Origin of the sequence: Streptomyces sp. NPDC001851, assembly GCF_040297165.1 — a bacterium.
Lineage (GTDB): Bacteria > Actinomycetota > Actinomycetes > Streptomycetales > Streptomycetaceae > Streptomyces.
On the sequence record NZ_JBEOYR010000043.1, the window covers coordinates 25817 to 46835 of the forward strand.

At 67.8% G+C, this 21019-nt stretch carries 14 protein-coding genes and 2 pseudogenes; 13 read left to right on the top strand and 3 right to left on the bottom strand.

The window, feature by feature from the left end:
• Positions 1-82: 82 nt before the first annotated feature.
• The 11 genes and pseudogenes from ABT171_RS39125 to ABT171_RS39175 all read left to right on the top strand — a co-directional run bounded on the left by ABT171_RS39125 (position 83) and on the right by ABT171_RS39175 (position 16857).
• Positions 83-1279: a tyrosine-type recombinase/integrase gene (locus tag ABT171_RS39125; protein ID WP_351251355.1), complete on the top strand. Its 1197-nt coding sequence runs from the start codon at positions 83-85 to the stop codon at positions 1277-1279.
• 469 nt (positions 1280-1748) lie between these two features.
• Positions 1749-4253, top strand: a complete 2505-nt coding sequence (gene cas3g, locus ABT171_RS39130) for a type I-G CRISPR-associated helicase/endonuclease Cas3g (RefSeq protein WP_351251357.1) — start codon at positions 1749-1751, stop codon at positions 4251-4253.
• Positions 4250-6442: a type I-G CRISPR-associated protein Cas8g1/Csx17 gene (gene cas8g1 / locus ABT171_RS39135; protein ID WP_351251359.1), complete on the top strand. Its 2193-nt coding sequence runs from the start codon at positions 4250-4252 to the stop codon at positions 6440-6442. The genes cas3g and cas8g1 overlap by 4 nt, the downstream gene beginning before the upstream one ends.
• A gap of 26 nt (positions 6443-6468) precedes the next feature.
• Positions 6469-7476 carry a type I-G CRISPR-associated RAMP protein Csb1/Cas7g gene (cas7g, locus tag ABT171_RS39140; RefSeq protein WP_351251361.1) on the top strand — a complete coding sequence of 336 codons (1008 nt, stop codon included), beginning with the start codon at positions 6469-6471 and terminating at the stop codon, positions 7474-7476.
• The gene (csb2, locus tag ABT171_RS39145; protein ID WP_351251363.1) at positions 7473-8969 is read left to right on the top strand and encodes a type I-G CRISPR-associated protein Csb2; all 1497 of its coding nucleotides are present in this window, start codon (positions 7473-7475) and stop codon (positions 8967-8969) included. Before cas7g ends, csb2 begins: the two co-directional genes overlap by 4 nt.
• 3475 nt (positions 8970-12444) lie before the next feature.
• Positions 12445-12806, top strand: a pseudogene (locus ABT171_RS39150) (DEAD/DEAH box helicase); the annotation flags it as partial.
• Between the two features lie 208 nt (positions 12807-13014).
• Entirely contained in the window at positions 13015-13257 is a 243-nt protein-coding gene (locus tag ABT171_RS39155) for a DUF5302 domain-containing protein (RefSeq protein WP_351251365.1), read from the top strand.
• Positions 13258-13992: 735 nt separating this feature from the next.
• On the top strand, positions 13993-14196 hold the full coding sequence (locus ABT171_RS39160; RefSeq protein ID WP_043505040.1) for a cold-shock protein: 204 nt from the start codon (positions 13993-13995) through the stop codon (positions 14194-14196).
• Between the two features lie 346 nt (positions 14197-14542).
• On the top strand, positions 14543-16039 hold the full coding sequence (locus tag ABT171_RS39165; protein ID WP_351251367.1) for a DEAD/DEAH box helicase: 1497 nt from the start codon (positions 14543-14545) through the stop codon (positions 16037-16039).
• A 45-nt stretch (positions 16040-16084) separates the two neighbouring features.
• Entirely contained in the window at positions 16085-16480 is a 396-nt protein-coding gene (locus tag ABT171_RS39170) for a CBS domain-containing protein (RefSeq protein WP_351251369.1), read from the top strand.
• A gap of 50 nt (positions 16481-16530) precedes the next feature.
• Entirely contained in the window at positions 16531-16857 is a 327-nt protein-coding gene (locus tag ABT171_RS39175; protein WP_351251371.1) for an SCO5918 family protein, read from the top strand.
• A gap of 56 nt (positions 16858-16913) precedes the next feature.
• On the opposite strand, the pseudogene ABT171_RS39180 reads toward ABT171_RS39175, so the two are convergent.
• Both ABT171_RS39180 and ABT171_RS39185 read right to left on the bottom strand, forming a co-directional pair.
• Positions 16914-18187: pseudogene (locus tag ABT171_RS39180) on the bottom strand (IS30 family transposase).
• Between the two features lie 85 nt (positions 18188-18272).
• Entirely contained in the window at positions 18273-18632 is a 360-nt protein-coding gene (locus tag ABT171_RS39185; protein WP_351251373.1) for a hypothetical protein, read from the bottom strand.
• A 206-nt stretch (positions 18633-18838) separates the two neighbouring features.
• Between ABT171_RS39185 and ABT171_RS39190 the strand changes: the two genes are divergently transcribed.
• The gene (locus tag ABT171_RS39190; RefSeq protein WP_351251374.1) at positions 18839-19174 is read left to right on the top strand and encodes a MerR family transcriptional regulator; all 336 of its coding nucleotides are present in this window, start codon (positions 18839-18841) and stop codon (positions 19172-19174) included.
• A 98-nt stretch (positions 19175-19272) separates the two neighbouring features.
• Here ABT171_RS39190 and trhA read toward each other — a convergent pair whose 3' ends face one another.
• Positions 19273-19929, bottom strand: coding sequence for a PAQR family membrane homeostasis protein TrhA (gene trhA, locus ABT171_RS39195; protein WP_351251401.1), 657 nt, complete (start codon positions 19927-19929; stop codon positions 19273-19275).
• Between the two features lie 213 nt (positions 19930-20142).
• Between trhA and ABT171_RS39200 the strand changes: the two genes are divergently transcribed.
• A complete protein-coding gene (locus ABT171_RS39200; RefSeq protein ID WP_503078603.1) occupies positions 20143-20733 on the top strand; it encodes an ATP-binding protein in 591 nt (196 codons plus the stop codon).
• The last annotated feature ends 286 nt before the right edge of the window (positions 20734-21019 follow it).

The following is a 21019-nucleotide window of genomic DNA, read 5'->3' on the forward strand; positions in this document are numbered from 1 at the left end:
TCGGGTTTTTCAGAAATGCAAGGAAGACGAGAAGAGCGGTAACTATCCCTGCACTGCAACTCGCTGCGGCCATCCGTGGACGGTGCGCTACCGGGAGCCTGGTGGACGCGGTGGGCGGCAGCGAGAGAAGTCGTTCGAGAAAAAGGGGTCAGCCGACTCCTTTGCCGCCAAGGTAGAGCGAGAGAAAGATCTCGGTACCTACATTGCCCCCACAGGGCTGCTCGTCCCTCTTGTGGCCGTGTACCGCGAGTTCATCGACTCTGGGAGCCGGGTGAACGGGACGCGTTACCAGTATGAGACGAGTCTTCGCCTCCACGTGGAGCCCTATTTTGGGACTACTGCCATCGGTGCCGTCAAGCCGAAGCATCTCAATGCGTGGTTGAAGTGGATGGTGGAAGAGCGCGGTTATGAGGAGAGCACGGCGATCAATCGCTATGAGACGCTCGCTGGTGTCTTCAGCTTCGCCGTCGCCAACGAGTACATAACCAGGAATCCGTGCCAGCATGTCCGCACCGGTCGCCAACGAGTGAAACGGAGGGTCAAAAGGACCATCCGCCTGCCGACCTTGGCGGAGATCGAGGCGATTGAGCGGCATCTACCCGGGCCCTACAAGCTGCTCGTGTGGCTCATGGCTGGGTGCGGGTTGCGTATCGGTGAGGCGTGTGCAGTGACGTTGCAGCAGTTCGATTTTGAGAGCGGCACTCTCTACGTCGACCGCCAGGTCACGCAAGATGGTGAGAACGAGGAGCCCAAGACCACCGTCCAAAAGGCCATCACTAAGGGCAGGGGGCGCGCCCATTGCATCCGCCACCTCAAGTGGCGTGACCTGGACGAGGGTCGAGCGGTTCCCGTGCCACCCACCATCGCTGCCCGGGTGCAGGAGCACGTCCGGCTGTATGGCACCTTTCGCGTAGAGGAGGGTCTCAACCGCCTGGAGGGGGACTACCTCTTCTCCAACGTCGGGCGCACCAACATCCTCATGTACTCCCTCGTCGACCGGCTGTGGCGTAATGCGAAGAAGGCGGCGGGAATCTCGCGGAGGATCACCACGCACTGGCTCCGGCACTTCTTTGCCTCGGCGGGCCTGTCGAAGGGCGTTCCGGTGACAGACATGGCTGAGTGGCTGGGGCATCGCGACCCGAGGGTCACCCACCAGACCTACGCGCACGTGATGCCTGACGCTCCGGAGCGTCTGAGGTCTCTTATGGATGCCGTCTTCACGATGCAGACCGAGCTCAATTTGCCTCTTGAGTTCGAGGCAGTGGTCGAGGCCGCCTGACGCAGGGTGGGCAGACTTGGGGGTGGCCTCAGCCAAGCGAAGGACTGAGGCCGATACCTGGCCAAGCCGCGGGGGTCGCTAGTCCGCCGACCGGGTGTCAACCTGGTCACCGTCGACCGCGCAGGCCAGCCAGCCTGGTCCTTGAACCATTGCCTGACCGACTCCACCTGCCCATTCGCATTGATACAGGTAGCCCAGCATCTGGCCGGCAACTGAATGAGGCTCATCGGAGCATGCAGTCGCGCGCTGGCAGGTGCAGGGAGTACTGCCCCGACCGCAATGGGGTCACGGGCGCTGAGCCCGCACCTCGGGGGTGTTTCCAATCGGCTCGAGCCGGTCTTCGGCGGGCATGAAAGCGGTCAGCTTACCTGACAACGGAGCTGTCGGTCTTGCCAGGAGGCCGTTGTCAGTGGCGGCTGCCAGTATGCGACGTGGCTGCCAACTGCGCGGTGTCTGGGGAGGGATGGGCGTGGGCCGAACGTTCGTGGAGCTGTTCCGTGCTGCGATGGACGATGCTGATGCAAGGCCGTATCCGTACCAGGAGCGACTTGCAGCTGAGGGGCTCCCGGAACTGCTGCGGATGCCTACGGGGGCGGGTAAGACAGCGGCTGGGGTGTTGCCGTGGTTGTGGCGCCGTCTAGAGCATCCTGACGCCGAGGTCCGAGCCGGCGAGGCCCGGTGGCTGGTGTTCGTTCTGCCGCTGCGGTCGCTTGTCGAGCAGACGGCAGCCGTCGTACGAGAATGGATTGCCAGGGCTGGCCTGGCCGGGGTTGTAGGGGTCCACGTCTTCATGGGGGGCGAGGACCGCGACGATGATGCATGGCGCATGGAGCCCTCGCGGACCGCGATCTTTGTCGGAACGCAGGACATGTTGCTGTCCCGGCTGTTGATGCGTGGGTATGGGGAGTCGCGTGCGCAATGGCCGGTGTCGTTCGGGCTTCTCCACAGTGGTGTGCAGTTCGTCTTTGACGAGACGCAGTTGATGGGGCCAGGGCTGCCGACCTCGGCCCAACTGCAAGGTCTGCGGGAGAAGCTGGGTACGGGCGCGCCGTCGCGGTCGATGTGGATGTCAGCGACGCTGGCGCCGCAAGAGGTATGCACCCCCGACCACCGCGAGGTACGAGGCGTGGTCGAACTGGGGGAGGAAGACCGGGTCGGTGGCCTGGCAGTGCGGTTGAACGCGGTGCGCCAGGTTGAGCGGGTGAAGGTGCCCGAGTTGGCAGCGGCATACCCGGCTGGCGTGGCGCAGGTCCTCGTGGCGCGTCACGTGCCGGGTACGCGGACGATCGCGGTGTTCAACACCGTTGAGCGGGCCGTGGCGGTTCAGGCGGCCTTGGCCAAACTCGTTCGCCGGGGCGGTCCCGAAGTGGTGTTGTTGCACTCCCGGTTCAGGCCACCCGAGCGGGGACGTCTGATGGACGTGCTGAAGGCTCCGTTGTCTGCTGCTGGCCAGGTGGTGGTGAGTACCCAGGTACTGGAGGCAGGCGTTGATTTATCGTCTCGCGTGCTGTTCACCGAGGCGGCTCTGTTCTCCTCGGTGGTTCAACGGGCCGGGCGGTGTAACCGTGCCGGTGAGTTCCCGGAAGGCGCCAACCTGCTATGGGCCCCGCCTCCCTCCGGACGGGGACAATACGCGCCGTATGAGCAAGAGGATGTCGAGGCGGCGGTTGAGGCACTCACCTCGTTGGAGGGAACCTGGGCGACCTCGACGATGCTCCAGGAGATGCCCGTCGACCCCAAGCCCGTTGTCCATCCGGTCCTGCGGCGCCGCGATCTGCAGCAATTGTTCGACACCATGCCTGACCTGAGCGGTGCGGACATCGACGTCTCCCCGTGGATCCGGGACGGCCAGGACACTACGGCACTGGTGGCGTGGCGCAGTTTGACGGACGGCAAGCCGGGCGAGCGTGAGGCGTTTCCTGCCCGCGAGGAGTTGTGCGCCGCGCCGGTCCAGGACCTCAAGACGATCCTGAAGGACTCTTTGGGCCAGTTGTGGGTCCTGGATGCGGCGGAGGGCACCTGGCGTCGAGCCCAGTTCGCGGACATTCGCCCGGGCTCCCTGCTGCTGACCTCTACAGCCTCGGGCTGGTACGACTCGAAGCTTGGGTGGGGCCTGAAGCACCGAGCCCCGGTGACCTCACTCGCCCGGACGGGGGAGGTTCCGGACGGCATGAACAAGGACGATGCCTCCTGTGCCGACCGGTGGGTGGACCTGAACGAGCACCTTGAGGATGTCGAACAAGAAGTCTTGCTGCTAGCAGAAGACTTGAGCCCGTTGGACGGCCTTTCCGCCGGTCATCTGGAGGCTGCTCAGCTAGCCGGTCGCTATCACGACCTGGGCAAGGCACACTCCGTGTTCGTCAACACGATTCGCCGCAGCTGTCCGGAAGGCAAGCATCCACCGGGCGAAGGACCCTGGGCAAAATCGCGTCACCGGATGGGCCGGCACGAACGCAAGTACTTCCGGCATGAACTGATCAGTGCACTGGCACTGATGCATCCAGATAGCACCCTCCTGCAAGGCAGCGAGCACCCTGACCTGATCGCCTACCTTGCAGCTGCGCACCACGGCAAGGTGCGGCTGTCGGTGCGTTCCATGCCAGGCGAGGCCGAACGCGTGCCGCCCCGGGTTTTGGGCGTCGAACCGGCGGACGAGGTCGGCCCGGTCGAGCTGCCGGGCGGACAGGTGCTCCCGCGCATCGTCGTCGACCCGTCCGTTCTCTTCCTTGGCGGTGGTCCGGTAGGAGCTCCCTCCTGGACGCAGCGGACCTCTCAACTGCTGTTCAGTCTCGGGCCGTTCCGACTGGCCTTGCTCGAGGCGCTCGTGCGTGTCGCGGACTGGCGGGCCAGCCAGGCGTACCGCACACCGCAGTCCGCGCAGGACCAGGCCATCCCGTCGCACGAGCAGCCGTCCGTCGCCCCGCTCCCCATTCCCGCACAAGCGGGCGCATTCGAGCAGGAGGTGCTGTGGTGAGCACCCAGATTCCACTGCGCGGTTTGCGCGCCACGACACTGGGGGGCTACCTCAGCGCGCTCGGCCTGTTGCGTATTTTGGCGACCCAGCACGACACCACGACGGGTCTGCGGTGGGCAGACGACCTTCCCGTCTTGACCGGCGCTTCCAGCATCGAGGAGCTGACGGCGTGGCTCCTCGGCTCTTACCAGCCAAGCCCCATCGTCTCCCCGTGGAATGCCGGAGCGGGGTTCGCCGGCAACGGCAAGAGCGTGGAAGCCGAACGGGCCCTGGCTCAGATCGAGGGCAGCCAGGATCCCCGCGTGGCGGTCCTGCGAGAGGCTATCGCCGCAGGCCGCAAGGTCGTGGCCGAAGGGCGTGCCCGCGGCTGGTCGGGTGAGAGCCTGTGGGTCAAACAGCACAAGCAGTCAGTGATCAGCTTGTGCCGAAACACCTTCCCCGATGAGGCGCTGTCCTGGATCGACGTGGCTGCTGTCCTCAGTGGTCCAGATGTCCACTTCAACCCGGTGGCCGGCACGGGGGGCAACTTCGGCCGCCAGGAGCTGTCCGCCACCTATCTCCAGCATCTCGCCCTGGTCCTCGGCCCCGAAGCCGACCACAGCCGTGCCGCGGCATGGGTACGCGCTGCCCTGACCGGTGACGAAGACGTCCCGTATAAGCGAGGAGCCGTCGGCCAGTTCGACCCCGGGCGCGCCGGAGGGGTCCTGGCCTCCATCTGGGGCGAACCCGACAAGCAAGGCTTCGTCAACCCCTGGCGCACCATTTTGACCTGCGAGGGATTGCTGCTGTTCGCCAGCGCCGCGGTCCGCCGCAACGCCGCCGATCCGGGGGCGGCGTGGCCGTTCAGCGTTCACGCCACCCCCATCGGGCACCCCACTGCCTCGGCCCGTGAGACTGCCAAGGGCGAGATCTGGGCGCCTTTGTGGAAGCGGCCCGCCAACCTCGCCGAACTAGAACAACTCTTCGGTGAGGGCCGGGCACAGTGGGCCGGTGCCCAAGCCAAAGACGGCTTACTGTTCGCCCTGGCCATCTCCGCCCTCGGCGTCGACCGCAACTTGGCCGCCTTCCGCCGATTCGTCATCGTCGAACGCCTCGGCCAAAACCCCATCGCCATCCGGGCCACAGACGTCCCCGTCGCCCTACGCAATGAGCACACCCTGCTCGCAGAGCCGTACGTGTGGCTGACCCGGCTGCGTCGCAAAGACAAGATCCCAGCAGGAGTGGTCGCGCTGCTCCGCCAGTGTGATCAAGCCCTGTTCGCTGCCATCACCGGCAGCGGCACCACGGCCATGTCCCGCTTCGTGATCGCATTCGGCCGCCTTCACGAAGCCGTTGCCCGCTCGGGACGCCTCCGGGAGGACATCGCCCCCTACCAGCCACGCCAATCCCGCATCTGGAACCCACCGACCGATGCTGCCAGCCAACTTGAGCTGCAGTTGGCCTCCGCCCTGGCTTCCCTCAAGACCCGCACCGAGCGCGCAATCCCCGCGCTGCGTCCGCTGCTGACCCGAGTGACACGCACCAGGGACCGACTGGTGTGGGCCGATAGCCCCGCCACCGGCACCGAACTCCTCGGCTCTACCCTCGCGCAGGCACTCGCCCAGGCCCACCGCCTGCACCTGCAGAGCCTCGACGCCGCACCCGGTGACACGGAACCACCCGCCGCGGAATTGCCCGTAGGGCAGACCGTGGCACTCCCGGTTCTCGAAAGCTTCGTAGACGGGGACTGCGATGACGAGGTGATCGCCGACTACCTACGCGGCCTGATGGCCCTGGGCTGGACCACCAGCCAGCCAGCCTCCGCACTCCAAGGGCGGACGCGAAATCCGGTGCTCTCCGTGCTGTTGCCGTTCTTCGCCACCGACCCGTTCCGACTGGTCTCCACCTGGGGACCAGACCCCGTCGCCTTCACCGCAACACTGCGCCCGCGCCCCGACTGGATCGCCCGCCTGATCGCTGCCGGCTCCGGCGGAGTACTCGATGACGCACTGCTGCGACTCCAACTCGCCGGATGCCAGCCGATGGTCGGCCGCCCACCGGACCGCGACAGAGCCCTGGCTGCCCACCACACGAACGGCACACGCCTGGCCGCCGCCCTCCTGATGCGCGTCCGTACCCGCGATCGCACCACGGCGCTGAGCGCCGCGACCGCGACGCGCCCCGACAAGGCATCCCCCGTCACCACCTGAAGACCGTGCACGTGAAAGGACGCATCGTGATCACCACCGATCTCCACCGCATCCGCTTCGAGGTCCCCCTGCGCCCGGCCTTCGGGTCGACCTTCCAGCCCACTGGCTTCCCCGACATCGGCGCCGGCACCTTCGACACCTTCGCCGACGACGGCAGCACGACCCCGTCCCTCCTGGTGGAGTCCGTGCAGTCCATGGCCAACCGCCTGGAGGCCACCGCCTGGGACCACGGCGCCCAGCAGCCCGTCGAGCTGATCGCCGACCTGCCCTACATCCGTGTCCACCGCGCCAGCGCCCCCGAAGAATTCCTGACCTCCAGCCGCCTCGAGGCCCACCGGATCGCCTCCGCCTTCGTCCGCGAAGCCACCCTCGACGGCACCAAAATGCTCGACCTCATTGCCAGCCGGCTGGGGCTGGAAAACGACAAGCCGCTCAACTTCCCGGCCATGGCCGACGCGCTCATGAGCCTGGACCCCTTTGTGCTGCTGCACGGCACCTTCTTCAACAACAAGGCATGGTGGGGTCAGCCGCGCTTCACCCGCGCTGTCTCCGCCGTCATCGAAGCCCACGACGTCCGCCGCGCCGTCAGCGGCGGACGCAAGAGCGACAGCGTCCGACATGCCCTCGGCGACCAGAGCGAAGGGGCCGGCGGCACCAGCGAAGGCTACGGATCCGTCCCCTTCCACCGCGTGGAATGGACCGCACGCGAAATCCGCGCGATGTTCGCCATCGACACCGCCCTGCTGCGCTCCTACGGACTCGGCGAACCGCGCACCGAACTCCTCACCACGCTGGCCCTGTGGGAGATCCGCAGCTTCCTCGACGGCGGCCTGCGCCTGCGCACCGCCTGCGACCTCGAACCCGTCGCCAAGCCCACCGGCAACGCCGGAGACCTCCCCGAACGCGACGAACTCACCGCCCGGATCGCTGAACTCCTCCCGCAGGTCACCGCCGACCTTCCCACCCACGGCGCCATCACCGTGCTGTGGAACGGCGAAAAGCCCAAGAAGAAGACCGCAGGCGGCGCCCAGTGATCACCCTGGCTCTGCACTTCCCCTGGAAGCGCTACCACGCCACCCCCTGGGGACACTTCGTCAACGAAGGCGCCGTCGAACTGCCCCCCTCACCCTGGCGCATCCTGCGCGCCTTCTACTCCACATGGAAAGAACGCTGTCCCGACCTGGAGGCCGAACAAGTCCACCAGGTCCTCGCCCGGCTGTCCTCCCCGCCCACCTACCGCATCCCGCCACATCACCTCAGCCATAGCCGCCACTACTTCCCCGACAGCACCCATCGCTCTGGCAGCAGCGCAGGCACCGACCTCGCCCTGGATGCCTTCGCTGTCCTTGGTGGTGACGCAACCATCTACGTCCAATGGCCCGGCGACCTCGCCATCGACCAGGCCAAAACCCTGGCCCAGCTCGCAGAATCCCTGCCCTACCTCGGCCGCGCGGACAGCATCGTCGAAGCCCGCCTGCTGACCAGCGCCGACGACATCCCCACCGACACCCACACCCCGGCCGTCAAGCTCAACGACGACGACCTCGCCCCCAACGGTTGGACGAACCTCGAACTCCTCGCACCCACCATCCCCTTGGACCTCGACGGGCTCACCATGCGCCCCACCGACGTCCGAGCCCGCTCACTGCTCTACCCGCCCGGCAGCCGACTCCTGTCCTACGCGACGCCCATCGCGCACCCCCACGCACCGCCACCAACTCACCGGCCCAGGGCCAAGCGCAAGAACGAGAAGATCACTGCGGTCCGGCTCACCATCAGCGGCCCCGCACTTCCCCCACTCACCCAGACCCTGCCGCTCACCGACACACTCCGATCCCGCTGCATCAAGCCCCTGACCCCCGGCAACGGCAGGCAGGCCCCGCGTCACAGCAACCTCGCCGGCAAGGCCGCCGACGGCACGCCCCTCACCGGCCACCACCACGCCCACTTCCTGCCCTGGGACAGCAACCACGACCGCCGCATCGACGAAATCATCATCTGGACCCCCGGAGGACTCGACACCGAGGAACTCGACGCCATTCACCAAGCCACCACCGGGACCATCGGCGTTCCAGAAGGCGTCCCGGGCCCACGCCGCCTCCACCTCCGCGTCACCGCCTACGGAGCAGCGGTCGACGTCCTCCCCGCCGAATGGACCAGCCCCGCCACTCGCTACACCAGCCTCACCCCCTTCATCCCGGTGCGGCACCCCAAGAAACGCCAGACACTCACCGAGTTCTTCACCGCTGAGGCAGCCCGCGAACTCGGCCACCGCCAACACCCCGCCCCCGCCCATAGCAAGATTCTTCAAGGCGACTGGCCGCTCTACACCCAACACCGCTGGACAAAACGCGAGACCCGTAACGACAACCGACCTAGCCGCGGACTCCACCTCACCTTCAACGAACCCATCAGCGGACCAATCGCCCTCGGCCGCCACAGTCACTTCGGCTTGGGCCTCCTCCTCCCCACCCTCACTTCGGAACCGCAAGCACACCGGCGACACGCGGAGCCCATCGAATCGTAATGTCCGAAAACGTCACACTTATCCGTGCTGAAGAGCGACACGACTACCAGGCCAAACACAGAACCCTGCAGCTCACGCGGCCTGTCCGCGGCCTGTTCTGCCGCGGCCCCATCGCAGGCGGGCGCCGCCCTCGACCGCGATGCCGTAGCCGGCCTGTCCGCGGCCTGTACGGCCGCGGCCCCATCGCAGGATCTGAACCGGCACCGAGATGAAGCGCTACCCGGCCCTGTCCGCGGCCTACTCGGCCGCGGCCCCATCGCAGGGCTCCGCACTTCCCGGACGGTGTCTGTCCGCCGACCGCTGTTCGCGGCCTGGCCGGCCGCGGCCCCATCGTAGGTATCCGAAGACAAACGGCTACCTGGCGGACCCGTGGACTGTCCGCGGTCTGTCCGGCCGCGGTCCCATCGCAGTGACGGCTCCATACGCAGAGACGCCGCGGGCCTTGTCCTGTCTGCGGCCTACCCAGCCGAGGCCCCATCGCAGGGTGCCTTCCTTGACCCGCAATCCCTTTCCGGCGAGGCTGTCCGCGGCCTACCAGGTCGCGGCCCCATCGCAGGACGGCCTGCTTCAGGCTGAGGACCGAATCCATCTGGCTGTCCGCGGCCTGCCCGGCCGTGGCCCCATCGCAGGAGCCCGCGCGTCGTCAACGACTGCCGCTCCCGCGCCGCCTGTCCGCGGCCTGCCTGGCCGCGGCCCCATCAGAGGACCGACGACTTCAACCGGGCCGACGGCGCTCCCGGCCTGTCCGCGGCCTGCCCGGCCGCGGCCCCATAACTGGAACGCGAAGGTCGACCGAGCCGAGGCCCGGTTGGACACTATCCGCGGCCTGCCTGGCCGTGGCGCCATCGCAGGCACGTGCTGGTCATCGGTCGCAACCCGCACGAGCCCTGTCCGCGGTCTGGCCGGCTGCGGCTCCATCGCAGAAGCGGTGACTGCTCAATGAGCTGGAGGCACACCGTTTGTCCGCGGCCTGTCTGGCCGCGGCCTCATCGCAGGAAGACGCCGTTCAGCGTCACCGTCACGTCCGCCAGCTGTCCGTGGCCTGCCGGCCGTGGCCCCATCGCAGGATGGCGTAGTAGATATCGATGACGTCGCCGCTCGCGTCTGTCCGCGGCCTGCCCGGCCGCGGCCCCATCGCAGGCACCAATCCAGTCCCGTCGTCTCGGTGTCGAACCCGCCGTCCGTGGCCTGCTCGGCCGCGGCCCCATCGCAGGGTCACCGGCACGCGGACTCTGGAGTCCGAGACCTACCCTGTCCGGGGCCCATGCTGCCTCGGCCCCATCTCAGTTCGTCGAGCAGCCACTGGAGGACGATTGCGTCGGACTGTTCGAGGCTTGCCCGGCCACGGCCCCATCGCAGGCACCAGTACTCCACCGCAGGTGGCATCGACTACGACTTGTCCGCGGCCTAGCCGGCCGCGGCCCCATCGCAGGAACGCCGAGTCCGAGCTGTTCTCGTGGACGGGACAGGCTGTCCGTGGCTTGCCTGGCTGCGGCCTCATCGCAGAGTTTTGTCCTCCACCAACTTGGCGATGGCCGGCGGCCTGTCCGTGGTTCGCACGGCCGCGGCCCCATCACAGGTACGACAATCCTGCGGACTTCCCAAACTGGATAGCCCTATCCGCGGCTTGCCAGGCCGTGGCCCCATCGCAGGGCGGGGAACGCCTCCCCGGCCGCATCGACCCACACCACTGTTCGAGGCTTGCTCGGCCGCGGCCCCATCGCAGGTAGATGTAGCGATGTGTTCCGGTCGGATCGCACGCCCTGTCCGCGGCCTGCCTGGCCGTGGCCCCATCGCAGGGCCTTGAGACGCTCGATGGAGGGGTCACCCTCCTCTGTACCCGGCCTGCTCGGCCGCGGCCCCATCGCATGCCGCCGCACTCCTGGTTCATGCGGCGCAGCATTGTCTGTCCGCGGCTTGCCTGGCCGCGGCCCCGTCACAGCACCGTCATCACGGAAGACGACACGCAGCTCACGAACTGTCCGCCGCCTTTCCGGCCGCGGGTCCCATCGCAGGCTGTCGCCGAAGGTCGCCAGCGCGGTGCCCACGTCGTCTGTCCGTGGCCTGCGCTCCACGGCCCCATCGCAGACACGTCGTTGCTGGTCCGATCGTCGTCAAGCTTGCGCCTGTCCGTGGCCAGCTTGGCTGCGGCCCGATCACAAGTCCGACGGGAGGACGCACGTCTCTTCCTGGCTTCCGTCTGTCCCGGCCCGCTGGGCCGCGGCTCCATCGCAGCGCCCAGCCCAGCCGGCGCTGGTTCTCCTGCATCGCCTGTCCGTGGCATGCCCGGCCGCGGCCCCATCGCAGGGTCAGGAACGAGCGGCGCCTGCCGCGCAGGTCCTGCTACCCGTGGCCTACCTGGCTGCGGCCCATCGCAGGCATTCGTGCGCGGACCGTATGATCAGGCGCTCGTCTTGTCCGCGGCCTCGTCGTCGTGCACCTGTGACGCCAGCTCAGCCGCTGGCGTTGTTTGTGGCGGGCCTGTCCGGCTGAGGCGCTTTTGCAGCTCAGCACCGGCAACTTGCGTGGTGGGGCGGCAGCGGATGCAGGTCGGTCACCATCTCACCTAGCCCGTGACGTCTGCGCCTGTGTCCGATCAGACACTCGACGCTGCCCCATGACCTGTTTGTTGACTGCTGTCAACACGGAGAGTGAGTATCTGCAGCTTTGGATGCCGTGTTGTAGGCAGCTGCTGGACTCGCTTTGAGGGGCGTTAGTCATCACCGTCGACTTCCGGTGCTGGTTCTGTGCTGACTTCCGTGGCCAGAATTGCAGAAAGCCGCAGGTCCTAGCCCCGATCGAATGAGTTGTCGTACCACTCGATGGTGGTGCCGATGAGACTGGCGGCGACGATTCTGGGGAGGCTGGCGGGGGGTGGGGGAGCGGTGGTTCCGGAGGCCATGTGCGCCACTTCCTCGTGTGCGGTGGGGACGGGTACGTGTCGGCACACCGTAGGAAGAGGCAGCTCAGGGACACATGTGGTGGGGCAACATAGTTCGAGCGTTGGCTATGCGTGCGGCCACCATGCCGGCTCGCGGAAGGGCGTGCGGTACTACATGGCACAGGTTGTAGAGACCGTCTTCGGGCGTCCACGTCAGTCCAGGGCGGGCGCGTAACAGCAGGTCAGGCGCCGCGGTCCGGGGGAGTCGACGTAGTTGGTGACAGACGTGTGAGAGTGCCGGTGAGAGCTGCGCTCGACGGCAAGCTCCTACAGGCGCGGTCGGCGGGGGCTTCCGGGCGGGTGTGCTGCAGCTCCGGCGTCGGCACCGCTGCCCCCGGGTTCTCCTCCCTGCGCCCTCGCGTCGAGTGCTCGGCAAGTCCGCCCGGGGCCCTTGGCGACCAACAGTCATAGCCTTCGCCCCTGCAAAGTCGAACGCTCCGGGAGTTGTCTGAGGCAATGCCTGCCCCCGCCGAGGGGCGGGCGGGCTTCTCGTCCGCAGGCTGTTCATGGTCGTGGAAGCTGCGAGAGGAAGATGTGCACCCGGCGGGCCGCACCGCCCGCGCCGGTGAGTCCGGCAGCGTGGTCACGCTCGTGCTGGCGGGCCGGCGCCGTGAGACGAGCCGCATGATGGCCGGGCCGGCATCGAGCCGACCGTTACCAAGGTGCGCTCGGGCGGGGCGGAGCTGAGCCGGATCACCGGCGCCAAGACTCCCTCCGGGATCCCGCTCGACGGCGAGTCAGCCGTCCCCCGACCCGAGAACACCAACGCTCCCTTCCGCGGCCTCGGCACCAGCAAGGGCACCTCCCGCGGCGCCGGCGGCAAGTCCCGAAAGGCTGGCGAGGCCCGCAAGCTCGCCGAGGCCCGCAGGGCCGCCCTCGTGCGTCGCAACGGCTGAGAGCCGTTGCCCTGGCAGCCTGGCCACGGGATCGACAACCCTCGGGCCGGCCCGAAGCCGCCCTGTGCGCCTCACCTACGAAGTCAACGCCTTTGACCGCGACAGGGATGCCCGCCGAAACGGAGCAGGATGATGTTGCCGGCGCCTCGCACTGCGCCCGGCATGACAAGCTGTGCTAGCCCACCCCCCCCGAACCCAGGAGGTCACCATGACCGCAGAGCCCGTGTCTACGGAAGGTTCGGAGCCGGCTGCCCCCGAGACGTCCCCTCTGGAGCCGGACAGCGACGGCAACTACGACCTCAAGCGCAAGTTCCGCGAAGCCCTGGCGCGCAAGCGCGGTGCGCAGGCGGACGCCGCTGATGTTGCCGCCAAGTCCGATGCTTCGAAGGTGCGTTCGGCGCACGGCCCGGCTGCGAGCCAGCGGTCGTTCAGGCGCAAGAGCAGCGGCTGAGTCGATGAGTCCCGCGATCTAACCGCTTCACCGGCAGTCGCGCTATCCACTCGCGCGTCCCGTGCAGTGGCCCGCGACGTGCGCATGCCCGTGCGCGCGTTGCGGGCGGGGCGTAGCCGGCGGACTCGCCTGGGGGAATGGCCCAGATGCGGTTGGTTCGGGTCGGTGGCGCCGCCGAACTGGAATTCCGGGATGAGGGCACTGCCTTGTCCGAGGGTACGCGGCCGATGTTGCGCGCCTTGCGTGCCCCCGTACCGCTGTGAAAAACGACTGAGGCTGTCGTCAGTTCCTCGCCGTCCGGGCCTGAGGCTCGGTGCGTGCGCCGGAGACGGGCCGTGACGCTTGCCGGAACCACCCTGATCTCCACGCCCGCCCGCACCATCCCTTGGGGGAGTAGCCCTTACGCTGGGCGCGCCCCCAAAACTTCCCGAAACGTTGCGCTCCGGCTGGGTCAAAATCTGTGCCCGCGAGCTGAGGTTTCAACGGGATAGGCAGACAGATTCTCTACTGCATTAAGTGGGGTGGGATTCTTCACCGTACACAGGCCGCTTCGGCGTGCTACTGTCGATCTCAGTTGCAGTTGTGGTTCCCAAAACTTCAAGTGCCCTCCGGGCGGCGCCTGTGCCACTGGAAGCACTTTTGTTATCCGGTCTTTTTCCCGGCGGGGTGATCATCGCGGCGACACGGGGTCCGTGCAGTGCGGATCCCGATGCACTGCCCCAAAGGAGAAATGACATGGCTTCTGGTACTGTCAAGTGGTTCAACGCGGAAAAGGGCTTCGGCTTCATCGAGCAGGACGGTGGCGGCGCTGATGTGTTCGCCCACTACTCGAACATTGCCGCCCAGGGCTTCCGTGAGCTGATCGAGGGCCAGAAGGTGACCTTCGACATCGCGCAGGGCCAGAAGGGCCCGACGGCCGAGAACATCGTTCTCGCCTGACGCTGACTGTCGCGTAATTGTAGCTGGGGCCCGCGTCCTTCGGGGTGCGGGTCCCAGCTACTCGCATTTTCCGCAGTGGTTTCACCTGCGGACGACAACCAGGAAACCCGTAGGCTCAGCGCATACGAAGCATCCTTCAGGGGTGTACGCACCCTTCATAACTTCATAGCGGCGGACGCCCGAACATTGCGTCGGCTTCCCGCCACTCATTCCAGCGCCTGTGCCCGCACGGATTTTCCGTCGGTCAGATTCGCTGTCGCATTCCACCGGTCCATTCTTGTAATTCTCTGTGCTGCTGATCGCTGCGGGAATTCCTTGATATGTGCCGCATCGAGGAAGGTTCCGCATGAACCGCACACGCACGAACGACCGCTTCACCCGCACCCGTAACGGCAGTACCGACTCCGGCAGGGGCGGCAGCCGATTCGGTTCGTCGGCCAGGAGCCGCTCCGGCGGGCCGAGCCGTTCCGGTGGTTACGGCCGCCGGCCGGCCGCGGTCCAGGGGGAGTTCGCGCTGCCCAAGACGATCACTCCCGCGCTCCCCGCAGTGGAGGGCTTCGCCGATCTCGACATGCCCGGGGCGCTGCTGGGCGCGCTCAGCTCGCAAGGCGTGACCGTACCCTTCCCGATCCAGGCCGCGACCCTGCCGAATTCCCTCGCCGGCCGGGACGTACTGGGCCGTGGCCGCACCGGCTCCGGCAAGACCCTCGCCTTCGGGCTGGCGCTGCTGGCCCGTACGGCCGGGCAGCGCGCCGAGGCCAGGCAGCCGCTGGGGCTGATCCTCGTACCCACGCGTGAACTGGCGCAGCAGGTCACCGACGCGCTCGCCCCGTACGCCCGCTCCGTGAGGCTGCGGCTGGCCACGGTGGTGGGCGGAATGCCGATCGGCCGACAGGCGAGCGCGCTGCGCGCCGGCGCCGAGATCATCGTCGCCACGCCGGGACGCCTCAAAGACCTCATCGACCGTGGCGACTGCCGACTGAACCAGGTTTCCATCACCGTCCTCGACGAGGCCGACCAGATGGCCGACATGGGCTTCATGCCGCAGGTCACCGCCCTCCTCGACCAGGTCCGCCCCGAAGGGCAGCGCATGCTGTTCTCCGCCACTCTCGACCGCAACGTCGACCTGCTCGTGCGCCGCTACCTCAGCGACCCCGTCGTGCACTCCGTCGACCCCTCGGCCGGCGCGGTCACGACGATGGAGCACCACGTGCTCCACATTCACGGCGCCGACAAGCACACGGCAACCACCCAGATCGCCGCACGCGACGGCCGCGTGATCATGTTCCTCGACACCAAGCACGCCGTCGACGGCCTCACTGAACATCTCCTGAACAGCGGGGTACGGGCCGCCGCCCTGCACGGCGGGAAGTCACAGCCGCAGCGCACCCGCACGCTGGCACAGTTCAAGACCGGACACGTCAATGTGCTGGTAGCGACCAACGTCGCGGCGCGCGGCATCCACGTCGACAACCTCGACCTCGTCGTCAACGTCGACCCGCCGACCGACCACAAGGACTACCTCCACCGCGGCGGCCGCACCGCCCGCGCAGGAGAGTCCGGCAGCGTCGTCACCCTGGTCACCCCCAACCAGCGCCGCGGCATGACCCGCCTCATGGCAGCGGCCGGCATCGTCCCGCAGACCACCCAGGTCCGCGTCGGCGAAGAGGCCCTGCACCGCATCACCGGCGCCCAGGCCCCCTCCGGCATCCCAGTCGTCATCACCGCACCGGTGGTCGAACGCCCCAAGAAGCGCGGCGCCACCTCACGCGGCCGACGCCGCCCCGTCTCGGCGGCCCGCCGCGCGCCCGTACGGCAGTCCACCGCCGGTGCGGCGGCATAGAACCTTCGTGTCAGGAAGCCCGCCCAACTTCGCAGGAGGCACCCTTTGACGCTGGACCAGACGCAGTCAACACGTACCAACGCCGTGCAGACGGCGGCCGATCCCGCGGACGCGGCCGGACCGCAGGTCTGGGAGGACATGACCGTGGAGGTGGCACTGTCCGTGATGGCCGCCGCCCGTACAGGTCAGCTGGTCGTCTGCGACGAGGACGGTATGTGCACCGGCCTGGTCACCCGGGACCGGCTCAGGGCCATTCGTGACGGCTCCGGATACACGGACCGGATCCGCCTGCGTGACATCGCCGACGTCATCGGGCCCTTCACGTCGCCGCTGGCCACGAGGGCCGAAGCCGAGCGTGCGATGCGCTGCGGCCGGCTCGGGGCCCCGCCCGCGGGCGACGGACACGGCAACGCTCTGGGCGTCCTCGCCCTCTCTCGCTGAACCGCCGTCACCCCTATCCGGGGCCGTCTTCTCTTCTTCCTGGAGGCATCATGCGCTGTGTCATCGCCCGCTTCCCGTTCGACCTGACCAAGAGCGGCGTGGTGGAATCGATGAAGGGCGTCACACCTGAGCTGGTCACCGGTGAGTTCGTCATCATCGGACGACGCCACTACCCCGCCAAGCAGGTCGGCCAGGTCATCACCCGCCAGGACCGGCGTGATTTCAGCACCGGCGAAGTCATCAGGGCCATGACCCAACTCGGCTTCACCTGCCGCACCCGCCCTACCGCCGCAACTGCGCCCCTGGCCGACCCGTACGGGCCGGCTTCCGCAATGCTCGGCGCTCCCCCTGTCCGCCTGACGTACGGACAGGTGTGAGCCGAACCGAACCGTGAGGCCCCACCGGCGTGGGCGAATTCCAGGCGGTGAGTTGATCAAGCCGCGAGCAGTTTGGACAGACGCTCGGCTGGGGTCTCCCAGTCGAGCGTTTTGCGTAGGCGGCTGTTGAGTTCGGTGGCGGCAGCGTCCAGGTCCTCGCGGGTGTGGCGGGACAGGTCGGTGCCCTTGGGAAGTACTGCCGCAGCAGGCCGTTGGTGTTCTCGTTCGAGCGGCGCTGCCAGGGGCTGGCCGGGGCGCAGACGTAGACCTGGATGTCCGGGGTGATGGTGAAGGCGCGGTGGGAGGCCATCTCGATGCCCTGGTCCCAGGTCAGGGACCGCATCAGGTGAGGCGGGAAGGTCTGGACGGTCTCGGTGAGCGCGTTGCGGACAGCGGCGGCGCCGTGGTCGCGTGGGAGGTGCACGAGCATCAGGTAGCGGGTGCTGGCGGGTGGACTGCGTTCGACCACGGTGCCGATGGCGGAGCCGTTGTTCTTGCCGACGATCAGGTCGCCTTCCCAGTGGCCGGGGACAGCCCGGTCGGCGGCCTCGGCGGGCCGTTCGCTGATCATGACCATGGGGTGCACGAACCGCGATCGGCGGGCCGTCGAGTGCCGGTGCGGGCGGCGTATCGGAGCCTCCGGTCCGCAGGGCCCGGGTCAGCTCGCGCCTCAGTTCCCTGCGGCCTTGGTCGTAAAGCGCCTGGTAGATCGTCTCGTGGACCACGTGCATCTCCGGCTGGTCGGGGAAGCGTGCCCGTAGAGCGTGGCAGGTCTGCTCCGGGCTCCACTGTCGGGTCACGTGGTCCTGGAGGAAGTCCCGCAGCCTGGGGTTCTGGCCGATCTTGCCGGGCTCGGGGCGCGGTTCGCGGGCGTCCGCGCGGCGCTGGGCGGCGTACGGACGGTAGGACCAGCCGCCGTTGGGCATGAGCGTGCGGTTGCGGCGGATCTCCCGGCTTACGCTGGAGGGACTGCAGCCAAGCTCGGCCGCGATGGCCCGGACGGACGCCGTCTCCCGGAGCCGGTCCGCGATGTGGATGCGGTCGGCGTCGGTGAGGTAGCGCGACGGGCCGACGGGTTCCTCAGGGCGAGCCGGGGGTTCGGGTGCTTGCCAGTGCAGCCCCGTGTCCACGATGGGCGGGCTGCCCTGTACCTCGCGGATGCCTGCCGGCCATAGAGCCGACGCTTGCCGGTGCGGCGGTTGATGCCGATGATCCGGCAGGCTTCCGTGTTCCCCATTCCAAGACCCACGAGCCGAAGGTGTTCCTCCCGCTCAGTGTCCAACCTCCTGGGCCCCTGAGGCCGCAGATCTTTCCGGATCTCGAAGTCCATCGCCCCCCTTGAACTGGGGTGTTGCGACGACCACTAGAACGGAAGCGTGCCCGTGGGGCCTCACTGTGTGCCGTGGGTCGGTGAGTCAGTGGTCGGAGTAGCTGAAGTCGCCCACGGTCCAGGCACTGACGTCCTCGATCGCGACGCGGTACATCCCGCCTGTCTCCGGGATCCCCACCGTACCCTGCAGGATCCGGGCGACGTGGAAATGCAGATGCGTGGGCGGTCCGTCCTTCCTCGCGGGGGTGTCGAAGACGGCGGAGAACTCGCCCAGGTCGGCGGAGTCCGTCAGCACCTCAGACACCCTCTGCCTCCACATGGCTTCCGGAGCCAGCCGACCGGTGATGACAGCACCACTGGTGACCACGGTCAGGGACATCTGATTGCTCTGCCCGGACTCCACAAGGGCAGCTATCGCAACGAGCAGCTCGTCAGGCTTCGGCATGGAGTCGGATTCTATGCACCGGCCCGCCCGGGCGGCTTGGACGACGGCGCAACCGGGCGAGACGGGCGCATACGGCTCCCCTGGTGCGCACTACAGGCCGGGGGTGCGCATGTGCGGCGGCTGCGAGCCAGGGGCGTGCTTCGAGGCATTGGTCTGCTGCCGTTCGGCTGCCGCAGGTCTTCGATGAACGCCCACAGAGAGGTGAGATGACAGCAGACGAGTCGCTGAGCCGTCTCGACGACGACTACCCCGCCTACACGATGGGCCGGGCCGCCGAGTTGCTCGGTACCACTCCCGGCTTTCTCCGCGCCATCGGCGCAGCGCGACTGATCACGCCACTGCGCTCCGAGGGCGGACACCGCCGCTACTCCCGCTACCAACTGCGCATCGCGGCCCGCGCGCGTGAGCTCGTCGGCCAGGGCACCCCGATCGAGGCCGCATGCCGGATCATCATCCTCGAAGACCAACTCGAAGAAGCCCAGCGCATCAACGCCGAATATCGCCGCACCGGCGGATCGTCCAGTCCATCGGCCGCAGCCTGAGGTGAGCAGGCCCGCCAGTATCGGCGGGCTGTCACACCCGCGCGTGGCTGGGCTGCGGCGCGCAGAGATGATCCTCGTGTCCGCGAACGGCTTCCCCGTCAGTAGACGGCGAGGGAGACGGCGAAGTAGTGCGCGGTGAAGGCCGCCACGGTCAAGGCGTGGAACACCTCGTGGAAGCCGAACCAGCGGGGCGAGGGGTCGGGGCGTTGGACGGCGTAGACCACCGCGCCCGCGCTGTAGAGGAGACCGCCGGTCACTGTCAGGGTGACCACGGCCACACCGCCGGTGTGCAGGAAGTCAGGCAGGTAACGCACCGGTGCCCACCCCAGGGCCAGGTAGCAGGGGGTGTACAGCCAGCGGGAAGCGTTGACCCACAGCACGCGGAAGGCGATACCGGTCAGCGCGCCCGTCCATACGATCCACAGCAGCAGGTTTCGCCGGTCAGGAGGGAGAAGGAGCACGGCCAGAGGGGTGCAGGTCCCGGCGGTGATCAGGAAGATGTTGGCGTGATCGAGGCGACGCAGGGCGGCCTCGCCCAACGGCCCCCAGGTTCCCAGGTGGTAGACGGCGCTCGTCCCGAACAGCAGGCAGGCGGTGACGGAGTACACGGTGCAGGCCAGGGCCGCCTGCTGGGTCCGAGCCAGGCAGACGAGGACGATGCCGGCGCTCACCGAGGCAGGGACCATTGCGGCGTGGAGCCAGCCACGCAGCTTCGGCTTGACCGGCTCGAGCAGGTCGGCCGCCCACTCGACCAGGTGGGCAACCGGGTGAAACTGCCTTCCATCCGATCATGCTAAGAGCCTGCCCGTGACAGCGTCCGTCGAGGTCGGTCTCGCCACCAACTGGGCCTGCGGTGGCCGCCACAGGAGAGTCACGCCGGGCGGGGGGCCGGTCGTGCGGATGCGTGCCATGTCGTTTCGGGGGTATTCGTGCGTCTTAACCGGGTTGCTCAGGACGGGGGTGGCGGTGTGGGCCCAGTGGTGCACGAAAACGAGGACCAGCCGCTGGCCCGCCGCCCGATACTGCCGGCCCTCGCCTTCGAGGGCAGCGAACCGATCGCCGAGGCCCGCAGCGCGGCCCGCTTCCTGACCGACGTACAGGCAGTACACGGCATCCCGGTCGTCGACCGCGCGATGGGCACCGTGCAGCTGGCCGTCAGCGAGCTGGCCACCAACGCCTACAAGTACGCGCCAGGCCACTGCCTGGTGGACCTGGAGGTCAGCGAAGGCACCGTCCAGATCAGCGTCTGGGACACCGACCCGACACTGCCCGCAGCTTGCTCCGCAGACCCGGGCCGGGTCGGGCAGCACGGCCTGGAGATCATCATGGCCGTGTGCCAGAGCTTCGAGGTGCGCCGCGAGCCGGTGGGCAAGCGAGTCAGGGCCGCCATCGTGCTGGCCGACGGCATGGATGCAGGCCAGCCTCCGCGCGCACCTGAACCCTGTGGATCACTCACGGGACAAGTGGTCGCCGAGCCAGGAAGCGACCCGGGACAGCATTCTTCCGAGTGTGTCTGCGGAAGAACTCCAGACACTAACCATGGAGAAAACCTGTCGTGACGACAGTAGACATTGGCCCGTCGCAGGGTTACTGTCTTTGTCGTACCCAGGAAGTCGAAGTGGGCACGGCAGACACGAACTGCCGTGCCGGCAGGTCAAGCAGGACACGGCCCAAGAGGGTCGTGAGCAGTACCCGCGGTATCCAGCAGTATCACCGAGTAACCGAAGGTAAGGAGCGAGACGCCATCAGGATCGCCCGGGCGAGGAAGCAGTCCGCCCGGGTACCGCAGGCCCCGGATTGGAAGGTGGTCCCCGGTCACGCATCCGCGATCCCCGCAGTCCCGCC

Bases quoted from the DNA above. Each gene is read 5' to 3' on its own strand.
- ABT171_RS39155 (WP_351251365.1), top strand. From the start codon at position 13,015: ATGACCGCAGAGCCCGTGTCTACGGAAGGTTCGGAGCCGGCTGCCCCC.
- ABT171_RS39160 (WP_043505040.1), top strand. From the start codon at position 13,993: ATGGCTTCTGGTACTGTCAAGTGGTTCAACGCGGAAAAGGGCTTCGGC.
- ABT171_RS39165 (WP_351251367.1), top strand. From the start codon at position 14,543: ATGAACCGCACACGCACGAACGACCGCTTCACCCGCACCCGTAACGGC.
- ABT171_RS39175 (WP_351251371.1), top strand. From the start codon at position 16,531: ATGCGCTGTGTCATCGCCCGCTTCCCGTTCGACCTGACCAAGAGCGGC.
- ABT171_RS39185 (WP_351251373.1), bottom strand. From the start codon at position 18,632: ATGCCGAAGCCTGACGAGCTGCTCGTTGCGATAGCTGCCCTTGTGGAG.
- ABT171_RS39190 (WP_351251374.1), top strand. From the start codon at position 18,839: ATGACAGCAGACGAGTCGCTGAGCCGTCTCGACGACGACTACCCCGCC.